General features: G+C 62.8%; 16 protein-coding genes. 3 read left to right on the top strand and 13 right to left on the bottom strand.

Features of this window, described 5'->3' with window-relative positions:
• Nucleotides 1–14 precede the first annotated feature (14 nt).
• The 3 genes from ASG75_RS02805 to ASG75_RS02795 form a co-directional block, all read right to left on the bottom strand.
• On the bottom strand, nucleotides 15–1,067 hold the full coding sequence (locus ASG75_RS02805; protein ID WP_056385503.1) for an NAD(P)-dependent alcohol dehydrogenase: 1,053 nt from the start codon (nucleotides 1,065–1,067) through the stop codon (nucleotides 15–17).
• A gap of 34 nt (nucleotides 1,068–1,101) precedes the next feature.
• Nucleotides 1,102–1,509, bottom strand: coding sequence for a cupin domain-containing protein (locus ASG75_RS02800; RefSeq protein ID WP_056385502.1), 408 nt, complete (start codon nucleotides 1,507–1,509; stop codon nucleotides 1,102–1,104).
• 95 nt (nucleotides 1,510–1,604) lie between these two features.
• Nucleotides 1,605–2,588 (bottom strand): aldo/keto reductase, encoded by a 984-nt coding sequence (locus ASG75_RS02795; RefSeq protein WP_056385499.1) that lies wholly within the window; start codon nucleotides 2,586–2,588, stop codon nucleotides 1,605–1,607.
• A gap of 252 nt (nucleotides 2,589–2,840) precedes the next feature.
• Here ASG75_RS02795 and ASG75_RS02790 point away from each other — a divergent pair, with 252 nt between their 5' ends.
• Nucleotides 2,841–3,734 carry a LysR family transcriptional regulator gene (locus ASG75_RS02790; RefSeq protein WP_056385497.1) on the top strand — a complete coding sequence of 298 codons (894 nt, stop codon included), beginning with the start codon at nucleotides 2,841–2,843 and terminating at the stop codon, nucleotides 3,732–3,734.
• A 23-nt stretch (nucleotides 3,735–3,757) separates the two neighbouring features.
• Here ASG75_RS02790 and ASG75_RS02785 read toward each other — a convergent pair whose 3' ends face one another.
• Together ASG75_RS02785 and ASG75_RS02780 are read right to left on the bottom strand one after the other, a co-directional pair.
• Entirely contained in the window at nucleotides 3,758–4,963 is a 1,206-nt protein-coding gene (locus tag ASG75_RS02785; protein ID WP_056385495.1) for a serine hydrolase, read from the bottom strand.
• Nucleotides 4,964–5,103: 140 nt separating this feature from the next.
• Nucleotides 5,104–5,424 (bottom strand): hypothetical protein, encoded by a 321-nt coding sequence (locus tag ASG75_RS02780; RefSeq protein WP_056385493.1) that lies wholly within the window; start codon nucleotides 5,422–5,424, stop codon nucleotides 5,104–5,106.
• Nucleotides 5,425–5,583: 159 nt separating this feature from the next.
• On the opposite strand from ASG75_RS02780, the gene ASG75_RS02775 reads away from it, so the two are divergent.
• Nucleotides 5,584–6,087, top strand: a complete 504-nt coding sequence (locus ASG75_RS02775; RefSeq protein WP_056385491.1) for a PepSY domain-containing protein — start codon at nucleotides 5,584–5,586, stop codon at nucleotides 6,085–6,087.
• A 223-nt stretch (nucleotides 6,088–6,310) separates the two neighbouring features.
• On the opposite strand, the gene ASG75_RS02770 is transcribed toward ASG75_RS02775, so the two are convergent.
• The 3 genes from ASG75_RS02770 to ASG75_RS02760 all read right to left on the bottom strand — a co-directional run bounded on the left by ASG75_RS02770 (nucleotide 6,311) and on the right by ASG75_RS02760 (nucleotide 9,920).
• Nucleotides 6,311–7,312, bottom strand: coding sequence for an NADP-dependent oxidoreductase (locus ASG75_RS02770; RefSeq protein ID WP_056385489.1), 1,002 nt, complete (start codon nucleotides 7,310–7,312; stop codon nucleotides 6,311–6,313).
• Between the two features lie 198 nt (nucleotides 7,313–7,510).
• Nucleotides 7,511–8,458 (bottom strand): alpha/beta hydrolase, encoded by a 948-nt coding sequence (locus tag ASG75_RS02765; RefSeq protein ID WP_056385487.1) that lies wholly within the window; start codon nucleotides 8,456–8,458, stop codon nucleotides 7,511–7,513.
• 358 nt (nucleotides 8,459–8,816) lie between these two features.
• Entirely contained in the window at nucleotides 8,817–9,920 is a 1,104-nt protein-coding gene (locus tag ASG75_RS02760) for an alpha/beta hydrolase (protein ID WP_056385485.1), read from the bottom strand.
• Between the two features lie 231 nt (nucleotides 9,921–10,151).
• Here ASG75_RS02760 and ASG75_RS02755 point away from each other — a divergent pair, with 231 nt between their 5' ends.
• The gene (locus tag ASG75_RS02755) at nucleotides 10,152–10,643 is read left to right on the top strand and encodes a GNAT family N-acetyltransferase (RefSeq protein ID WP_056385484.1); all 492 of its coding nucleotides are present in this window, start codon (nucleotides 10,152–10,154) and stop codon (nucleotides 10,641–10,643) included.
• 279 nt (nucleotides 10,644–10,922) lie between these two features.
• Here the strand turns inward: ASG75_RS02755 and ASG75_RS02750 are convergent, their stop codons facing one another.
• The 5 genes from ASG75_RS02750 to ASG75_RS16175 all read right to left on the bottom strand — a co-directional run bounded on the left by ASG75_RS02750 (nucleotide 10,923) and on the right by ASG75_RS16175 (nucleotide 14,909).
• On the bottom strand, nucleotides 10,923–11,456 hold the full coding sequence (locus tag ASG75_RS02750) for a DUF4199 domain-containing protein (protein WP_200935581.1): 534 nt from the start codon (nucleotides 11,454–11,456) through the stop codon (nucleotides 10,923–10,925).
• 310 nt (nucleotides 11,457–11,766) lie between these two features.
• The gene (locus ASG75_RS02745; RefSeq protein WP_056385481.1) at nucleotides 11,767–12,072 is read right to left on the bottom strand and encodes an addiction module antidote protein; all 306 of its coding nucleotides are present in this window, start codon (nucleotides 12,070–12,072) and stop codon (nucleotides 11,767–11,769) included.
• Complete coding sequence (locus ASG75_RS02740; RefSeq protein WP_235580158.1) at nucleotides 12,069–12,353, bottom strand: type II toxin-antitoxin system RelE/ParE family toxin; 285 nt, start codon at nucleotides 12,351–12,353, stop codon at nucleotides 12,069–12,071. Before ASG75_RS02740 ends, ASG75_RS02745 begins: the two co-directional genes overlap by 4 nt.
• Before the next feature lie 146 nt (nucleotides 12,354–12,499).
• Nucleotides 12,500–12,988 carry a hypothetical protein gene (locus ASG75_RS02735; RefSeq protein ID WP_056385477.1) on the bottom strand — a complete coding sequence of 163 codons (489 nt, stop codon included), beginning with the start codon at nucleotides 12,986–12,988 and terminating at the stop codon, nucleotides 12,500–12,502.
• A 784-nt stretch (nucleotides 12,989–13,772) separates the two neighbouring features.
• Nucleotides 13,773–14,909: a hypothetical protein gene (locus ASG75_RS16175; RefSeq protein ID WP_157616880.1), complete on the bottom strand. Its 1,137-nt coding sequence runs from the start codon at nucleotides 14,907–14,909 to the stop codon at nucleotides 13,773–13,775.
• Between the last annotated feature and the right edge of the window lies 1 nt (nucleotide 14,910).

Here is a 14,910-nt window from a genome sequence, read left to right as displayed (position 1 = left end):
TTCGGCGAAGTGGCTTAGCCGGCGAGCGTCGCGTTGTCGATGACGAAGCGGTACTTCACGTCGCTCTTCACCATGCGGTCGTAGGCCTCGTCGATCTTCTGTGCCGGGATCATTTCGATGTCGGCGACGATGCCCTTGTCCGCGCAGAAATCCAGCATCTCCTGGGTCTCGGCGATGCCGCCGATCAGCGAGCCGGCGATCGCGCGGCGCTTGAAGATCAGGTTGGCGACACTCGGCGACGGGTGCGGATGCTCCGGTACACCGACCAGCACCATGGTGCCATCGCGCTTGAGCAGGCCGGTGAAGGCATCCAGCGAATGGCTGGCGGCCACGGTATTGAGGATGAAGTCGAAGCTGTTGGCATGCACCTTCATCTCGCTCTCACTGCGCGAGACCACCACTTCGTCCGCGCCGAGATCCAGCGCCGCCTGGCGCTTGCCTTCCGACGTGGTGAACGCCACCACGTGCGCGCCCATCGCGTGCGCGATCTTCACGCCCATGTGGCCCAGCCCGCCGATGCCGACCACGCCGACCTTCTTGCCCGGGCCGGCATGCCAGTGCCGCAGCGGCGAGTACGTGGTGATGCCCGCGCACAGCAGCGGCGCGACCGCGGCGAGCTGCGATTCGGGGTGGCGGATCTTCAGCACGAATTTCCGGTCCACCACGATGCGCTGCGAATAGCCGCCCAGCGTGTGCCCGGGTGCGTCCGCCGTCGGGCCGTTGTAGGTGCCGACGAAGCCGTTCTCGCAATACTGCTCCAGCCCCTCGTCGCACGCCGCGCAATGCTGGCAGCTGCCGACCAGGCAGCCCACGCCCACGGTATCGCCGACCTTGAAGCCGGCCACGGCGTTGCCCACGGCGCTGACGTGGCCGACGATCTCGTGGCCAGGCACGCAGGGATACAGCGTGCCGCCCCATTCGGAGCGCACGGTATGCAGGTCGGAATGGCAGACGCCGCAGTAGGCGATGTCGATCTGCACGTCCTGCGCGCCGGGCGCGCGGCGTTCGATGTCGAGGGGCTGCAGCGGTTTGTCGGCGGCGTGCGCGCCGTAGGCTTTGGTGGTCATGGAGTTTTCCTTGCCGGGGGATGGTTGAACGGAATCAGGGTATGGGGCCTACAAGGTATTCCTCATCGATCACCTTCTCCATCCACTCGACCACCTTGCCGTCCTTCGCTTCCTGGATGGCGATGTGGGTCATCGCCGTGGTCGGCGTGGCGCCGTGCCAGTGCCGGTGGTTCGACGGGCAGCCGATGATGTCGCCGGCGCTGATCTCGACGATCGGGCCGCCTTCGCACTGAGTCCAGCCCTTGCCCGCCGTGACGATCAGCGTCTGCCCGAGCGGATGGGTATGCCAGGCGCTGCGCGCGCCCGGCTCGAACGTCACGCTGGCACCGGCCACGCGCGACTCACCGCCGCGCTGGAACTGCCAGTCGATGCGGACGTTGCCAGTGAAGTGCTCGGCACGCCCCTTGACGGAGGCTTGCGAGCCGTTGCGGATGATCTCCATGGTCGTGCTCCTGTGGGTGAATGGGAAAATATGTGGAGCTTTTCGAGACGCCCTCACATCGGACAATCCGGTCCGAAGCGCCTGCAGGAGCGGGTTCACTTGCCCGCGCGTGCCGCCAGGTGCGCCGGATACCGGTCGCCCTGCACCCGGATCTGTGCCAGCGACTCGGCGATCTGCCGCAGGTCGTCGGCACTCAACTCGATATCCGCGGCGCCGATGTTCTCCTTCAGCCGATGCAGCTTGGTCGTACCCGGAATCGGCACGATCCACGGCTGCTGCGCCAGCAGCCACGCCAACGCGATCTGTGCCGGCGTCGCCTGCATGCCGGCGGCGATGCGGCCGAGCAGATCGACCAAGGCCTGGTTCGCCTTGCGCGCTTCCGGCGTAAAGCGCGGCACGATGTTGCGGAAATCGTCCTTGGCAAAGGACGTGTCCGCGTCGATCTTGCCGGTGAGGAAACCCTTGCCGAGCGGACTGAACGGCACGAAGCCGATGCCCAACTCCTCGCAGGTCGGCAGCACGTCCTTTTCCGGCTCGCGCCACCACAGCGAATACTCGCTTTGCAGCGTCGCGACCGGCTGCACCGCGTGCGCAAGGCGGATCGACTGCATGCCGGCTTCGGAGAGGCCGAAGTGCTTCACCTTGCCTTCGTCGATCAGCTCCCTGACGGTGCCGGCCACGTCCTCCATCGGCACGTTCGGATCGACGCGGTGCTGGTAGAACAGGTCGATGCGATCGGTCTTCAACCGCTTGAGCGCAGCCTCGGCCACCTCGCGGATGCGTGTCGGCCGGCTGTCCATGCCGGCCGACACATTGCCGTCCTTGAAGCCGAACTTGGTCGCGATCACCACCTGGTCGCGGATCGGCGCCAGCGCCTCGCCGACCAGTTCCTCGTTGGTGAACGGGCCATAGGCTTCGGCGGTGTCGAAGAACGTCACGCCGCTCGCGAAGGCGTCACGGATCAGTGCGATCGCATCCTGTTTGCCCAGGCCGGGGCCGTAGCCGTAGTTCAGGCCCATGCAACCGAAGCCGAGGGCGGAGACGATAAGGCCATTGCGGCCGAGGGTGCGCGTTTGCATCACGTTGCTCCTGTAGAGGACCTCGAAGCTCCCCTGACGTCATTCCAGCGAACGCTGGAATCCACAGTGCCTTGTGAGGCATTGGAGTCACTGGATCCCAGCGTTCGCTGGGATGACGAGCTTGGAACAGGGCTGTTCGAGGCGCCCTGCGGGGAATGGGACATGCGTAGTCTGAACGCGCAGGCTTGTCTTGATTAGACCCCATAATTCGAATGCACTTATGATCGATACTCATCAATCGGCCACCGCCTCATGGCACGCGAGAACTACAACGACCTGCAGGCCTTTCTCGCCGTGGCACGCGAGCACAGCTTCACCCGTGCCGCCGCGCAGCTCGGCGTATCGCCATCGGCGCTCAGCCATACCATCCGTGCCCTGGAAGCCCGCCTCGGCCTGCGCCTGCTGACCCGTAGCACGCGAAGCGTGGCGCCCACCGAAGCGGGCGAACGCTTGTTCAACACGTTGACGCCGAACTTCGCGGACATCGACACGGCCCTCGCCAACCTGAGCGAATTGCGCGACAAGCCCAGCGGCACCCTGCGCATCACCACCGGCGAACATGCCGCCAGCACCATCCTGTGGCCGGTGCTGCGCAAGCTGCTGCCGGACTACCCGGACATCCGCGTCGAGGTGATCAGCGATTCCAGCCTCACCGACATCGTGGCCGAGCGCTTCGACGCCGGCATCCGCCTCGGTGAGCAGGTGGCCAGGGACATGATCGCCGTGCCGATCGGCCCGCCGATGCGCATGGCCGTGGTCGGCTCACCGGACTACCTGGCATCGCGCCCCAAGGTCAAGACACCGCGCGACCTCACCGGCCACGACTGCATCAACATCCGCTTCCTCACCCATGGCGGCCTGTACGCCTGGGAGTTCGAGAAGAACGGCCACCCCTTGAACGTGCGCGTGGAAGGGCGACTGATCTTCAACAACACCCGCCACATTCTCACCGCCGCGCTCGACGGCTTCGGCCTGGCCTGCGTGCCCGAGGACATGGTTCAGGCGGAGATCGCCAACGGTCGGCTGCAACGCGTGCTCGCCGACTGGTGTCCACCCTTCCCCGGCTACCACCTCTACTACCCGAGCCGGCGGCAGCCTTCGCCCGCGTTCTCGTTGCTGGTGGAGGCGCTGCGGAAACGGGGCTGAGATTCGATGTCGGCACACGCGACTCAGTGCGTCGACGACTTCCGCTCCGCATCCACCGCACGCTTGACGGCGGCCACGAACGCACGCCGCGCGGCGACCAGCTCGCTGGATGTCGCATGCGGCCATGCGCCCACCTGGGCGATCACCAACTGGCGCGCGGGGTCGACGTAGACCATCTGCCCGAAGATGCCGATCGCGGCATAGCTGCCGTCGGTATCCGTCCACCACAGATAACCGTAGCCGCGGTCGGGATCATCGACGCTTTCCTGGCGGCGAAGCGCGCCGTCCAGCCACGCCTTGGCGATCACCGGCTTACCCGCGATGCGCCCGCCGTCGAGCATAAACTGTCCCAGCCGTGCGTAGTCGCCCAGCGTGGCCGACAAGCCGCTGCCGCCGGTGTCGCTGCCATCGCACTCGTCCTTGATCCAGTACGCATCGGCGGCCATGCCGTACGGCTGCCAGATCGTCTGCGAGAGATACGCCGCCAGCGAACGGTGCGTGGCCCGCTGCACCAGGATGCCGAGCAGGTCGGTTTCCGCGGTGTTGTAGTTGAAGTGCGTTCCGGCGGGCCATTGCCGCGGCTGTTTCTTCAGGTACGACAGCACATGCGCCTGGCCGTCGACGCAGGCACCGAGATACATCTGCGCCACGTCCGACTTCGCGTCGGCGTAGTCCTCGTTCCAGTGCACGCCGGAGGTCATCGTCAGCAACTGCTGCACCGTGACTTCGGCGTAGGCGCTGTCGCGCAACTCCGGAATGTACGTGCCCAGCGTGTCGTCCAGGCCGTGGATGTCACCCCGCTGCAGCGCAATGCCGAGCAAGGCGGAGGTCACCGACTTCGCCACCGAGAACGACTCCCAGCGCTGCTCCGGCCCGAAGCCCAGCGCATAACGCTGCAGGCGGATGCGCCCGTGCTGCAGCACCATCACGCCGGCGAGGTGGTGCTGGTCCATGTAGCTGACGAGCAACGTTGAGCCACCCTGCTCCGGCAGCACCAGCGGTTTGCCCTGCGGCAACGCGCGCACATGCGTACCGTGTGCCGCGCGGTTGCTGGGAAACCGTTCGTACATCTTCCGGAACTGCGCCTCGCGCTGCGCCTGCGGCCAGAACAGCACGGCCTCGCGTTGCTGGCCGATGGTTGGTACGCCCGGTTCGCGGGCCGCCAGCGGGAGCGAGATGGTCAGGCACAGTGAAGCAACAAGCAGACGGATAGCGATGTTTGAACACATGGAGGAGCGTGCCGAAGCAGTGGCGGAACCGCCATGTTACCGGTCAATACCGGAAGCGTCCCTGACACCTCCGTTGATCCAGAAACCTCACCCCCGACGACGTCATTCCCGCGAGCAAAAAGCGGTTATTCGAGATCCCCTTAGTCGCAAGTGAAATCATCGCCGCGGAGCGGATGGCAGAAATCGGACCAGCCGTAAACACGCCAGTAATCGATCAACCCAAGATCGATCACGATTTTCTTGAACCCCGGCAATTTGCGCACATCGCGCAGCATGGGTTGCCACAACAGGGCCGTGTCACCCATGTCCGGCGCAGCTTTGGCCAGCAGTTCGAGTGCCAGTTCCGGCTGGCGGCAGTACGCCGCCCACCAGATCAGCATGTTGCTCCGGTCAGGTGCGGCGGCGGCGCGACGAAGCTTGCCCGCCGCGTTGAAGTACGTGAACCGCAGCCCTGCCTTCACCCGAAAGTCACGCGCGCTTTCACGCCGTCGTTCTGAACACGGTGGTCCCATGCTGGCTGCATGAGTCGGTGCGGAATGTCACCCGCAAGCCCGCACTCTTTTGAACGGTGCCTGCGCAAGCTGGCGGCACGATTCGTTTCAGCACCCAAGGAGTTCCCCATGATCAAGCGCGTACTTCCCCTGTTGATCGGACTGTCGCTTTGCAGTGTGGCCCTCGCACAGGATCTGCCTGCCACCGCACAGTCGGCTACAACGACCACCCAGACCACCACCACGATTTCCACCTGGACCACCCAACCGCCGACTGGCGCATTGAGCGAAGAGGCCATCAAAACCGCGATCGCCAACGCCGGCTACAAAGAGGTCAAGGGCCTGAAGTTCAAGGACGGCGTATGGCGCAGCAAGGCCCGCGGCGGCAACAAGCAATGGGGCGAGCTCGCCGTGGGACCGGTGAACGGCAAGGTCTACGTCAACGGCGCACCGTCCAAGCTCAACAAGGACGAGGTTACGGCCAAACTGGCTACAGCCGGCTACCAGAACGTCCATGACGTGGAGTACGGGCACGGCCTGTGGAGCGCCGACGCCAGGACCAGGAGCGGCAGTGACGTCGACCTGCTGGTCGATCCGGACGACGGCAGCGTGGTGGCCAAGTCGCGCGATTGATTCGCTGCGTCTGCCAGGGTCACAGAAGCCCGGCGCGTCGCTCGCGTCGGGCTTCCTCGTTCGATGGCCGTGGACGGGCGGATGTGAAATGGGCGCGCGTGATGACCTCGAGAACGACGCCGGTTTGCTTTCCATCTCCAACAGGCGAAGAAAGCGTGGCGCACCAGAAATCGTCGCTGACGCCACCATCTCCATGGAAGATCCCATGGATGGGAAACCACGCTCACTTGACCTTGACGACGACCTTGCCCTTCGCGCGGCCCGCTTCAATGTACGCAAGAGCCTCGTTGGCCGACTCGAACGGAAAGACACGATCGATCACCGGGCGGATGGCCCCGGCCTCGATGAGCCGGGTGATCTCGCGCAGCTGGTGTCCATTGGCCAACATGAAGAGGAACGAGTACTTCAGATCGCGACGGGCCGCTTTTTTCCTGACCCCGGCACTCAGCAGGCGGACGATGAGGCTCACGAACCACGGCGCTCCGATGGCTTTTGCGAAGGCGGGATCGGGAGGTCCGGAAATCGAGATGAGTGCTCCGCCGGGTTTCAACACGCGCAGGGATTTCTGCAGCGCTGCCGCATCCTGGCTATGCAGGACCACATCGTAGTCCTGCAGAACCTTCTCGAAATCGTCCTTCTTGTAATCGACGACGAGGTCCGCGCCGAGGCTCTTCACCAGGCCGGTGTTGGCACTGCTCGTGGTGGTGGCTACCGTGGCTCCGATATGCCTGGCCAGTTGAATGGCGAAGGTGCCGACGCCGCCCGACCCCGCCTGGATGAAAATCTTCTGCCCTCTCTGCAGATGGGCTCGTTCAACCAAAGCCTGCCAGACAGTCAAGCCGACCAGCGGGATCGACGCCGCTTCTTCCATGGTGAGGTTCCCGGGCTTGGGCGCGACATCGTTTTCATTCACGGCGATGAACTGCGCAAACGTGCCGATGCGGCGATCGGGCACTCGCGAATAGACTTCGTCGCCCACGTTGAATTGCCGAACCAGCGATCCAATCCGAGTCACGACGCCAGCCACGTCATGACCCAGCACAAGCGGCATGCGGTAAGGCAGGATCAGCTTGAACTCGCCGCTTTTGATCTTGGAATCCAGCACGTTCAAACCTGCGGCATGCACCTCGATCAGCACATCGTCGTCACGAAGCTCGGGCTCCGGCATGTCGCCAAGCCGCATCGGGTCCTTCTTGCTGTACCGGTCAACGATGAATGCCTTCATGCTGCTTGCTCTCTCGTGGATGCATCGGGTGAGGCCAGTTGCCGCCTGCGCCGCTTGCCGATGCGACGGTCACCGGACTTCTCGATCGAACGGCAATCCTCCGGCGCCGCATGTATTGAACACCCGGCACGTGCAACATGTCGTCCCTGAGTTGGCTCAACCTGGACCGCCACGCCATCCGCTTTCCTGGAACCCAGTCTATCGGCCCGCAGCGGGAATCATCCCGATGGTGCCCAACCATGTCTCGGCCAAGGCAGGCCAGCGCGTGACCGGGTTCGAGGTCGGCCGCACCCCGAACGCATGCCCGCCATGCGCGTACAGGTGCATCTCCACCGGTGCGCCGGCGTCCTTCAGGGCGGTGTAGTAGACCAGCGTCTGATCCACACCGTCCACGTTGTCGTCTTCTGCCTGCACCAGAAACGTCGGCGGTGTGTCGCGGGAGACCGGAACATTGGGGTTCAACTTGCCGTCATTCATCGCCAGATGTCCCGGATAGATGGGCATGGCGAAATCCGGACGGGCACTTTCCTTGTCGGCAGCGTCCACGGGTGCATACAAGCGCCGCGCGAAGTTCGTGCTGATCTCCGCCACCAGATAGCCACCCGCCGAAAAGCCGAGCACGCCAATCTTGTGCGGATCGATGTGCCACTCCGCGGCGTGATGGCGCACCAGCCGCATCGTCCGCTGGGCGTCCTGCAATGACGGCACCGACAGCTCGCGGCTGTGCGGGCGGCAATCGCATTGCCAGACATAAGGAATGCTCGGAACGCGATACTTCAACAGCACACAGGTGATGCCTCTGGCTGTCAGCCAGTCGCAGCTTTCGGTGCCTTCGAGATCCATGGCCAGGATATGGAAACCGCCGCCCGGAAACACCACGACCGCCGCTCCCGTGTTCTTTCCCTTGGGCGCATAGACCGTCATCGTGGGCCTGGTCACATTGGTCACCGCGGTGACCGGCTTGCCGGCCAACAACTTGTCGCTCACCTTCGCCGTTTCCGGACCGGGAACTTGTTGTGCGTCAGGCGCCGCTCCCGGCCAGATCGGCATTTGAGCGTTTCCAGCCGCGGGTCGCCAAACCGCCGTCGCTGCATGCGCGCTTGCGCACGCGGCCAGCAGGCATAGGGCAATCGTCCAAAGCTTCATGACGTTCCTCCGTGTTGGCGCTCGCCAAGGTTGTGCGATCAAGACAGGTAATCGGATGCTGCGCGCCGCATCGGGCCTGTCGCAGCCGTTTCCGTGAATTTCTTCGGGCAAGCGCGCCAATGTCATCATGGGCCGGAGCCGTGTCGATCCCGACAAGCCCCTTGAGCACTGCGGAGATTCCCGTGAACGCAACGATGGATTTCGCCGACTACGAAGTCGGCTACGACATCCCCGCCCTGCCGGGCATGGACGAGGCGGAGATCCAGACGCCCTGCCGGATCCTCGATCTCGACGCGCTGGAGCGCAACATCATCAAGATGGGTACATGGCGGTACGAGTCGAGGAGGTTCCGGAAGGCTCAGGATTTCTTCGAGGCAGCGATCAAGGCGTGGCCGAGATGGCGATCGAAAAACCGCGCCATCACCGCATACGCTGCCTTCGATTCGGGCAATTCCGGATCGGCGAAAAAACGGTGCCACATGCCGTCCCAGACATGCAGTTCAGTCGGCACGCCGGCCTGGGTCAGGAGGTCTTCGGTACGCAGCACCGCACTCAATTCCTCGTCGCGCGTCCCGGAAATCAACAGGGTCGGCGGAAATTTCGCCAGCACTGCAGGTGAGCGGCCGGGGAGGACCAACGGATTGTCCATATCGATGCCGTGGAAATACGGCAGTGCATTCAAATCCATTGACGATTCAAGCGGCACCGGCCGGGCATTGAGCAGCGAGGCGACATAGGCCGAGTCGCCGCCAAACCCGACCACGCCCGCGCAGAAGATGCCGATCGCGCCGGGTGCGGGCAACTTCTTGCTCGCAAACCAGGCCACCGATTCGGCCGTCAGTGCGCCGCCCGCCGAGCAGCCGTACAAGCCGATATCCTGCGGCTTGTACCGCTTGAGCAGCTCGCGGTAGACCTTCTCCACGTCCTCGCTCGCCGCGGGAAACGTGTGCTCGGGTCCCATTCGGTAATCCACGCTGATCACCGTGATCTTCGACAGGCTCGCGACCGGGATCGACTCGACCAGGCCACCGTTGCCGGCGCCAAAGAGAAAGCCGCCCCAGTGCAAGTTGATCAACACGCGTTGCGTGTCCGTTTTCACATTCGCGGCAGTGACGATATCGACCGGTACACCACCGATCCTCAATGCCTCGATCCGGACCGGATAGAGCTTTTTCATGCGCTCAACGCGACTGGAATCGATCTTGTCGTAATACGCGCGGGTAGCCTCGACCGGGCCATCAAAGTCAGGCGCGTTGCGGTCCTCGACCAACATCTCCTGGAAACGCTTGAGCGCTTCTTTCGAGGCGTAGACCGAAAATGGAAAACGCGCACCGAGCGTAGTGATCGCACCATCCGCCGCGACCTCGGGCGCGACGTGCTGCGGCTTGGCGTCCTGGGCCACAGCGCTGACGGCGAACAACACGCCCGCCAAAACGAAACTTGCCAGATATTTCGTAAGCATGGTTCAGCCCTCGCGAGGCGTGTACATGAAAGAAAACGGCGGTCAGAGTCTGAGGTTTCCGGAACGGGTGGTCAGCGGCAATCGTCTTCGCGTTGGCATCGCACCGCCAGCACGGTAACAGTATCGCGGTTCGCATGACTGCACCGGTCTCTCGTTCCGGGCCACGCCCGCCGATCACCTCACCCTGGCAAGCGGTTAGGATACTTTTCTCCCCACAAAGCCGTATGCGCCATGAGCGACGTCCTTACCCTCCATGAGTTCAACGATGATCTCGCGGTGCACTTCCGGGACATCAATGCGGAATGGATCCATGCCATGTTCCGCCTCGAAGCAACCGACCGGGATGTACTGGAGAACCCGCGAGCGAGGATCATCGACGCCGGTGGCGTCATTCTCTTTGTCGAGGCAAGCGGGCTTGGGATCGTCGGTGCATGCGCCCTTCAGAAGACAGGAGCTACCAGCTACGAGCTCACCAAGATGGGTGTGCGCGAGTCGGCACGCGGCATGAAGGCCGGGGAGTTTCTACTCTCCGCGATCATCGACCGGGCAAGCTCGCTGGGAGCCGAGCCGCTGTACCTGCTCACCAACGCCAAATGCGCCGCTGCCATTCACCTGTACGAGAAGCTCGGCTTCCAGCACGATGCGGAAATCATGGCCCGGTATGGCGCACGCTATGAAAGGTGCGACGTAGCCATGCGTTACCACGCGGAAGCCTTGCGGTAAGCAACCTCGCCCCGATGACGTCATTCCCGCGAAAGCGGGAATCCATTTTGACTTTGCGTAACAGCAACTTGGATGACCAGCTTCGCTGTTGTGGAGCGTTTCCCGCTTTCGCGGGAATGACGAGCAAAAGGCGGTTATTCGAGATTCCCGGTAGGCAACCTCATGGCTGCCAGCCCTGGTCTGCATTCCGCCGTCGAGAGCGCTCTTTCGCGAATAAAAACTGCATGGTTTGAAACCCGCGCAGCGCGCCACCGCCCCGGCCGGCGCTCGTAAAACGCTTCAACCACGCCGCGCAGGCAAGAACCGGCTGTTGCGCAGCAGCCCTGCCGAGACCAGCGATACCAGCACGCCGACCGGGAAGATCTCCGCGAATACCATCGGCAGGCGGAACAGCGGGTTCGCGTACTGGACCTTGAACGCCGCCATGTCGGCGCTCAGCTTCGCCAACGCCTCGGCGCTCGCGCCCTTCGCCTGCTCGCTCGCGATGATCGCGTCCGAATAGGAAGTGGCGAAATCCATGTGCGTGATCGCCTGCACCGCTTCCCACGCGGCCACGTAAAAGATCCCGGCGATGAAACTCACTCCCAGCCCGACCCCGAACGCCGGCCAGAACCCGATCACCCCGCCCCGGTCCACGTCGCGGTGCCGCTTGATCCCCACGAACACCGCGCTCAGTGCGATCAGCATGGTCGTGTAGCCGATCAGCATGCCGTACTTCAGCGGTGGCATCCCCGAGAACGCGGTGAAGGTGACGAGCTCGAAGCCGCCGACGACCAGGCCCGCGATCACGCCGTATTTCAGGATGGTGCGCAACATGGTGTGACTCCTTACCTGCTTGTCTTGATCAAACACGGCCCAAGCTGTCGAGCACCGCCAGCGCGGCAAGCGGCTCGATGAAACGGATCCGCCAAATTGTCCCTGACACGAATGGCACTTACTTAAGCGCAAAGCTCCGGTTTCCGTCATTCCCGCGAAAGCGGGAATCCAGTGACTTCAGGCTGCCAGAGGCGCTGGATCCCCGCTTTCGCTGGGATGACGAGCTTAAGTAAGCGCCATTCGTCCCTGACACCTTTTCCCGATCCATCAAATTGTCCCCGACACCTTTTCCCCCGGCCACGCAACATCACTCCCGATCAGGCACCAGGGCCAGTCGATAGCCGAGCGCTTTCGCCACCTTCATGGTGTTGGCGAGACTGGGGTTGCCTTCACCCGACAACGCCTTGTACAGCCCGGCTCGGGTCATGCCGGCAGCCTCGGCCAGCTGGCTCATGTTGCGTGCGCGCGCCACCGTGCCGAGGGCTTTCAGCATGAACACGGGATCGTTGGGCGCTTCCTCCGCGCAAGCTTCGAGGTAAGCGGCGATGTCCGCCTCGGTCTTGAGGTGGTCGGCACTGTCGTAACGGGAAAAAGTCTCGCGCACGCCTTTCATGATCCACGCTCCCACTCGTCTGCAATGCGCTGGGCTGTCTTGATGTCGATACGCTGGGTGCGCCTGTCGCCACCTGCCAGCACCACCACGAGCACCGCACCGCGCTGCATGAAGTACACCCGATAACCGGGTCCGTAGTCGATCCGCAGATCGCTGACTCCGCCGCCTACCGGCTTGACGTCGCCCAAGTTTCCGTCGGCGATGCGATCAAGCCGCGCCGCGATCCGTGCCTTGGCGCGGGCATCGCGCAGGCTACCGAACAGGCATCGAACGTCGCGGATTTGACCAGTTCAAACACGGACAAAGTGTAAACTGTGGTTTTCACATGATCAAGCCACCACGAGCTATCGCAGTCACCCCCGAAAAAAAGCCCCGCGATGCGGGGCTCTTCACTTCATGCAGCATGTCGGGCGGAAACTCGCGGCGATCAGGCTGCCGCGGGTTGGGCTGGCGCGTCGGGCGTCGACGGCGGGCGCGGGCCGCGGGCGAAGCGGGTGGCGAGCATCTTGCGCAGGTCATCCACGCCCTGCCCCTTGCCGGTGACCTTGAGCACCGCGTAACCCTCCAGCGCATTGGTCATCAGGTCGCTGCCCACGGCCATCTGCGTGTCGTCGCCGCGCTGGCTCAACTTGGAAAGCCGCGCCAGGCGCGGGCGCAGCGCATCCAGCGTGGCCAGGTCGCGACGGTAGGCCGCCAGGTCGAAGTTGGCCGGCAGGATGGCAAGGTTCTCGCCGAACACCGCATCCGCCTTGCGGCAGAACGCCTCGGACTTGTCGCCCATCTTGGTGAGCCCCTGACGCTGATCCGGCGTCAGCGCCAGCAGACCGGCGAAACCGGCCTCCAGCGCGGCAAGGGCGGCGTCGATGGCGGCGAGCGTATCGGCGGTGAAATCGAGATCGACCAGATTCTGGGTCATGTGAACATACTTCCCTGGTAACGCCGGCCGATTGCCGGCCCGCGCAGCCTACTGGCCCGCAGCGCCCAGCCGTGTGGCTCCGAACCTCACGCGCCTGTCGGAATAATCCGAAATACTCCGCGGAATGCACGGACACAACGGGAAACGCCCCACTCGCCACTCCGCTACTTCCGCTCGCGACGTTCTCCACCCTCGCCTGCCACCGTCAGGACTCCGTCCGCAACGGTTTCCCCTTCGTGCGCAGCCCTGCGACCTTCGTTCGCAACCGATTCATCTATGCCTGCAAGCGAAAAACTCCGAAGCGCAAAGTTGAAAGCCTTGGAGTGCAAGGGTCCTCGACGGCGAGCGCGAGGGTCAAACGGTCGCCCGCGACTGAAAAACCCTCGCGACTAATTCCGAAAGCGTCGCGCGGGGTGCTTCGAACATTGTCGTTGCGAGGTCGCGAGGGTCGGGCGCGAAAGTCTGAGGGTTGGACACAAAGCAGGAAACCTTGCGTGCAACGGTCTGGGCGTTGCGCGCAAGGCTTGGGAGGCTCGGGCTTGGGAGTTTTGGGGTTGCGGGTGAGTCTGTGGACCCTAGTTGCTGAGTCAGCGACCGGGACGCTGGACTCACCTGGAATTGTCCCTGACAACTTTTTCCGCTGACAACTTCCTGATGGTCGAGACCAAGATCCTACGCTTCACCGACGAGCGATCACCCCTCCAACCGCCGTGCGATCAAGCGCATTCAAGATAAGTGAACCTGCCCCGTTCCCTGTTTTCCACGAGCAGCCGAATGAAGAACGTTAGGTGACGGCGGTCTCGTGAAAGAGCCAATGTTTAAACAAAAACAGTTCGCCCGCGAACTGCTTGGCTTTGGCATCCTTGACAGTGCTGGGCACTCCCTTGTTCTCGGCCGAAATAAATTGTCCGTCACGGAGGCGAAACGTGTATTCGAGATCCCAATCCCACAAGTCCACCTGGCCATCCCAGTAGTTGCGGAAAACCATTAGGCTTTCTGGAGAAGGGATGGCTTGGTAAAAAAATGCATTGTCGCGCATGTTGATGAGAGAACTGAGCATCTGCTTAGCTCGGTCCGTAGGGTCGAGGAGGATAAAGTCCTCGATCAGACCTACCAGCCGATCGGCAGCAATGATGGCCCGCTGCATCGATGGGAAGCTGATACACCCGCTGCACTTCGGGCAGACCGTCGTGTCCGAAGTGGGTATAGTGTGTTGACACTGAGGGCAACCTGACACCTCAGGCAGGGTGAGCAGCCAGTCGACACCCTCCTCTACGATCAACTTGCGCTGTTGTTCGAGATAGACCAACCAGCCTTGACTTTTCATGCGCTGGACTGCCTTGACATCAAGGTCCTCAGCAAATTCTTCGAACTCTTCGCCGCGTTTTATGCGCAAGGCAATCGAGACAACTAGATTCATTTCCAACAATGGATGCGTAAGCAACGTTGCGACAGCGATCTCGTGATCTGTGTTGGGCAAGAAGCCACATGAAGGGCATCCACTGGCAAAGGTCCTGTGAAGCCGGCCACATGCTTGACACGCGTAGAACCGGCAGACGTCCAGGGTCTGCCCGCCATCAGCCGGTGGCCCGAATTTCGTCTCCTCAATTAGTTGCCTGAGACGCTGTTTCACCTCGGCTGGGGCGCCGTCAGCCAGAACGCGTACTGCACGCTCCAGTGCGGCAACCGCACGAGGACGCGAGCCTAGATCAGTGAGGGCATCGATTAAGGTGAGGGTGTCTCCGCTAATTGTCGTCGTCGTTTCCAGCAGCGGAACAGAAAGGGCGATCACACGCTTACGAATGCTGTAGAAATCTTCTACCTGGTTGATGCGCCGATAGTTGTTAGCTTGAATCATGAGATTGACGACTTCCGCAAGCACCTGAGATGTCGCGGTTGACGAAGGTATATGCGATGGCATG

Origin of the sequence: Rhodanobacter sp. Soil772 (assembly GCF_001428385.1) — a bacterium.
Taxonomy (GTDB): domain Bacteria; phylum Pseudomonadota; class Gammaproteobacteria; order Xanthomonadales; family Rhodanobacteraceae; genus Rhodanobacter.
The sequence above is the reverse complement of the archived record's forward strand: the minus strand, read 5'-3'. Positions and strand labels throughout refer to the sequence as shown.

Coding starts and splice junctions, on each gene's coding strand:
- ASG75_RS02790 (WP_056385497.1), top strand. CDS start 2,841: ATGGCACGCGAGAACTACAACGACCTGCAGGCCTTTCTCGCCGTGGCA.
- ASG75_RS02805 (WP_056385503.1), bottom strand. CDS start 1,067: ATGACCACCAAAGCCTACGGCGCGCACGCCGCCGACAAACCGCTGCAG.
- ASG75_RS02745 (WP_056385481.1), bottom strand. CDS start 12,072: ATGAAAGGCGTGCGCGAGACTTTTTCCCGTTACGACAGTGCCGACCAC.
- ASG75_RS16175 (WP_157616880.1), bottom strand. CDS start 14,909: ATGCCATCGCATATACCTTCGTCAACCGCGACATCTCAGGTGCTTGCG.
- ASG75_RS02800 (WP_056385502.1), bottom strand. CDS start 1,509: ATGGAGATCATCCGCAACGGCTCGCAAGCCTCCGTCAAGGGGCGTGCC.
- ASG75_RS02770 (WP_056385489.1), bottom strand. CDS start 7,312: ATGAAGGCATTCATCGTTGACCGGTACAGCAAGAAGGACCCGATGCGG.
- ASG75_RS02760 (WP_056385485.1), bottom strand. CDS start 9,920: ATGCTTACGAAATATCTGGCAAGTTTCGTTTTGGCGGGCGTGTTGTTC.
- ASG75_RS02775 (WP_056385491.1), top strand. CDS start 5,584: ATGATCAAGCGCGTACTTCCCCTGTTGATCGGACTGTCGCTTTGCAGT.
- ASG75_RS02795 (WP_056385499.1), bottom strand. CDS start 2,588: ATGCAAACGCGCACCCTCGGCCGCAATGGCCTTATCGTCTCCGCCCTC.
- ASG75_RS02755 (WP_056385484.1), top strand. CDS start 10,152: ATGAGCGACGTCCTTACCCTCCATGAGTTCAACGATGATCTCGCGGTG.
- ASG75_RS02785 (WP_056385495.1), bottom strand. CDS start 4,963: ATGTGTTCAAACATCGCTATCCGTCTGCTTGTTGCTTCACTGTGCCTG.
- ASG75_RS02765 (WP_056385487.1), bottom strand. CDS start 8,458: ATGAAGCTTTGGACGATTGCCCTATGCCTGCTGGCCGCGTGCGCAAGC.
- ASG75_RS02735 (WP_056385477.1), bottom strand. CDS start 12,988: ATGACCCAGAATCTGGTCGATCTCGATTTCACCGCCGATACGCTCGCC.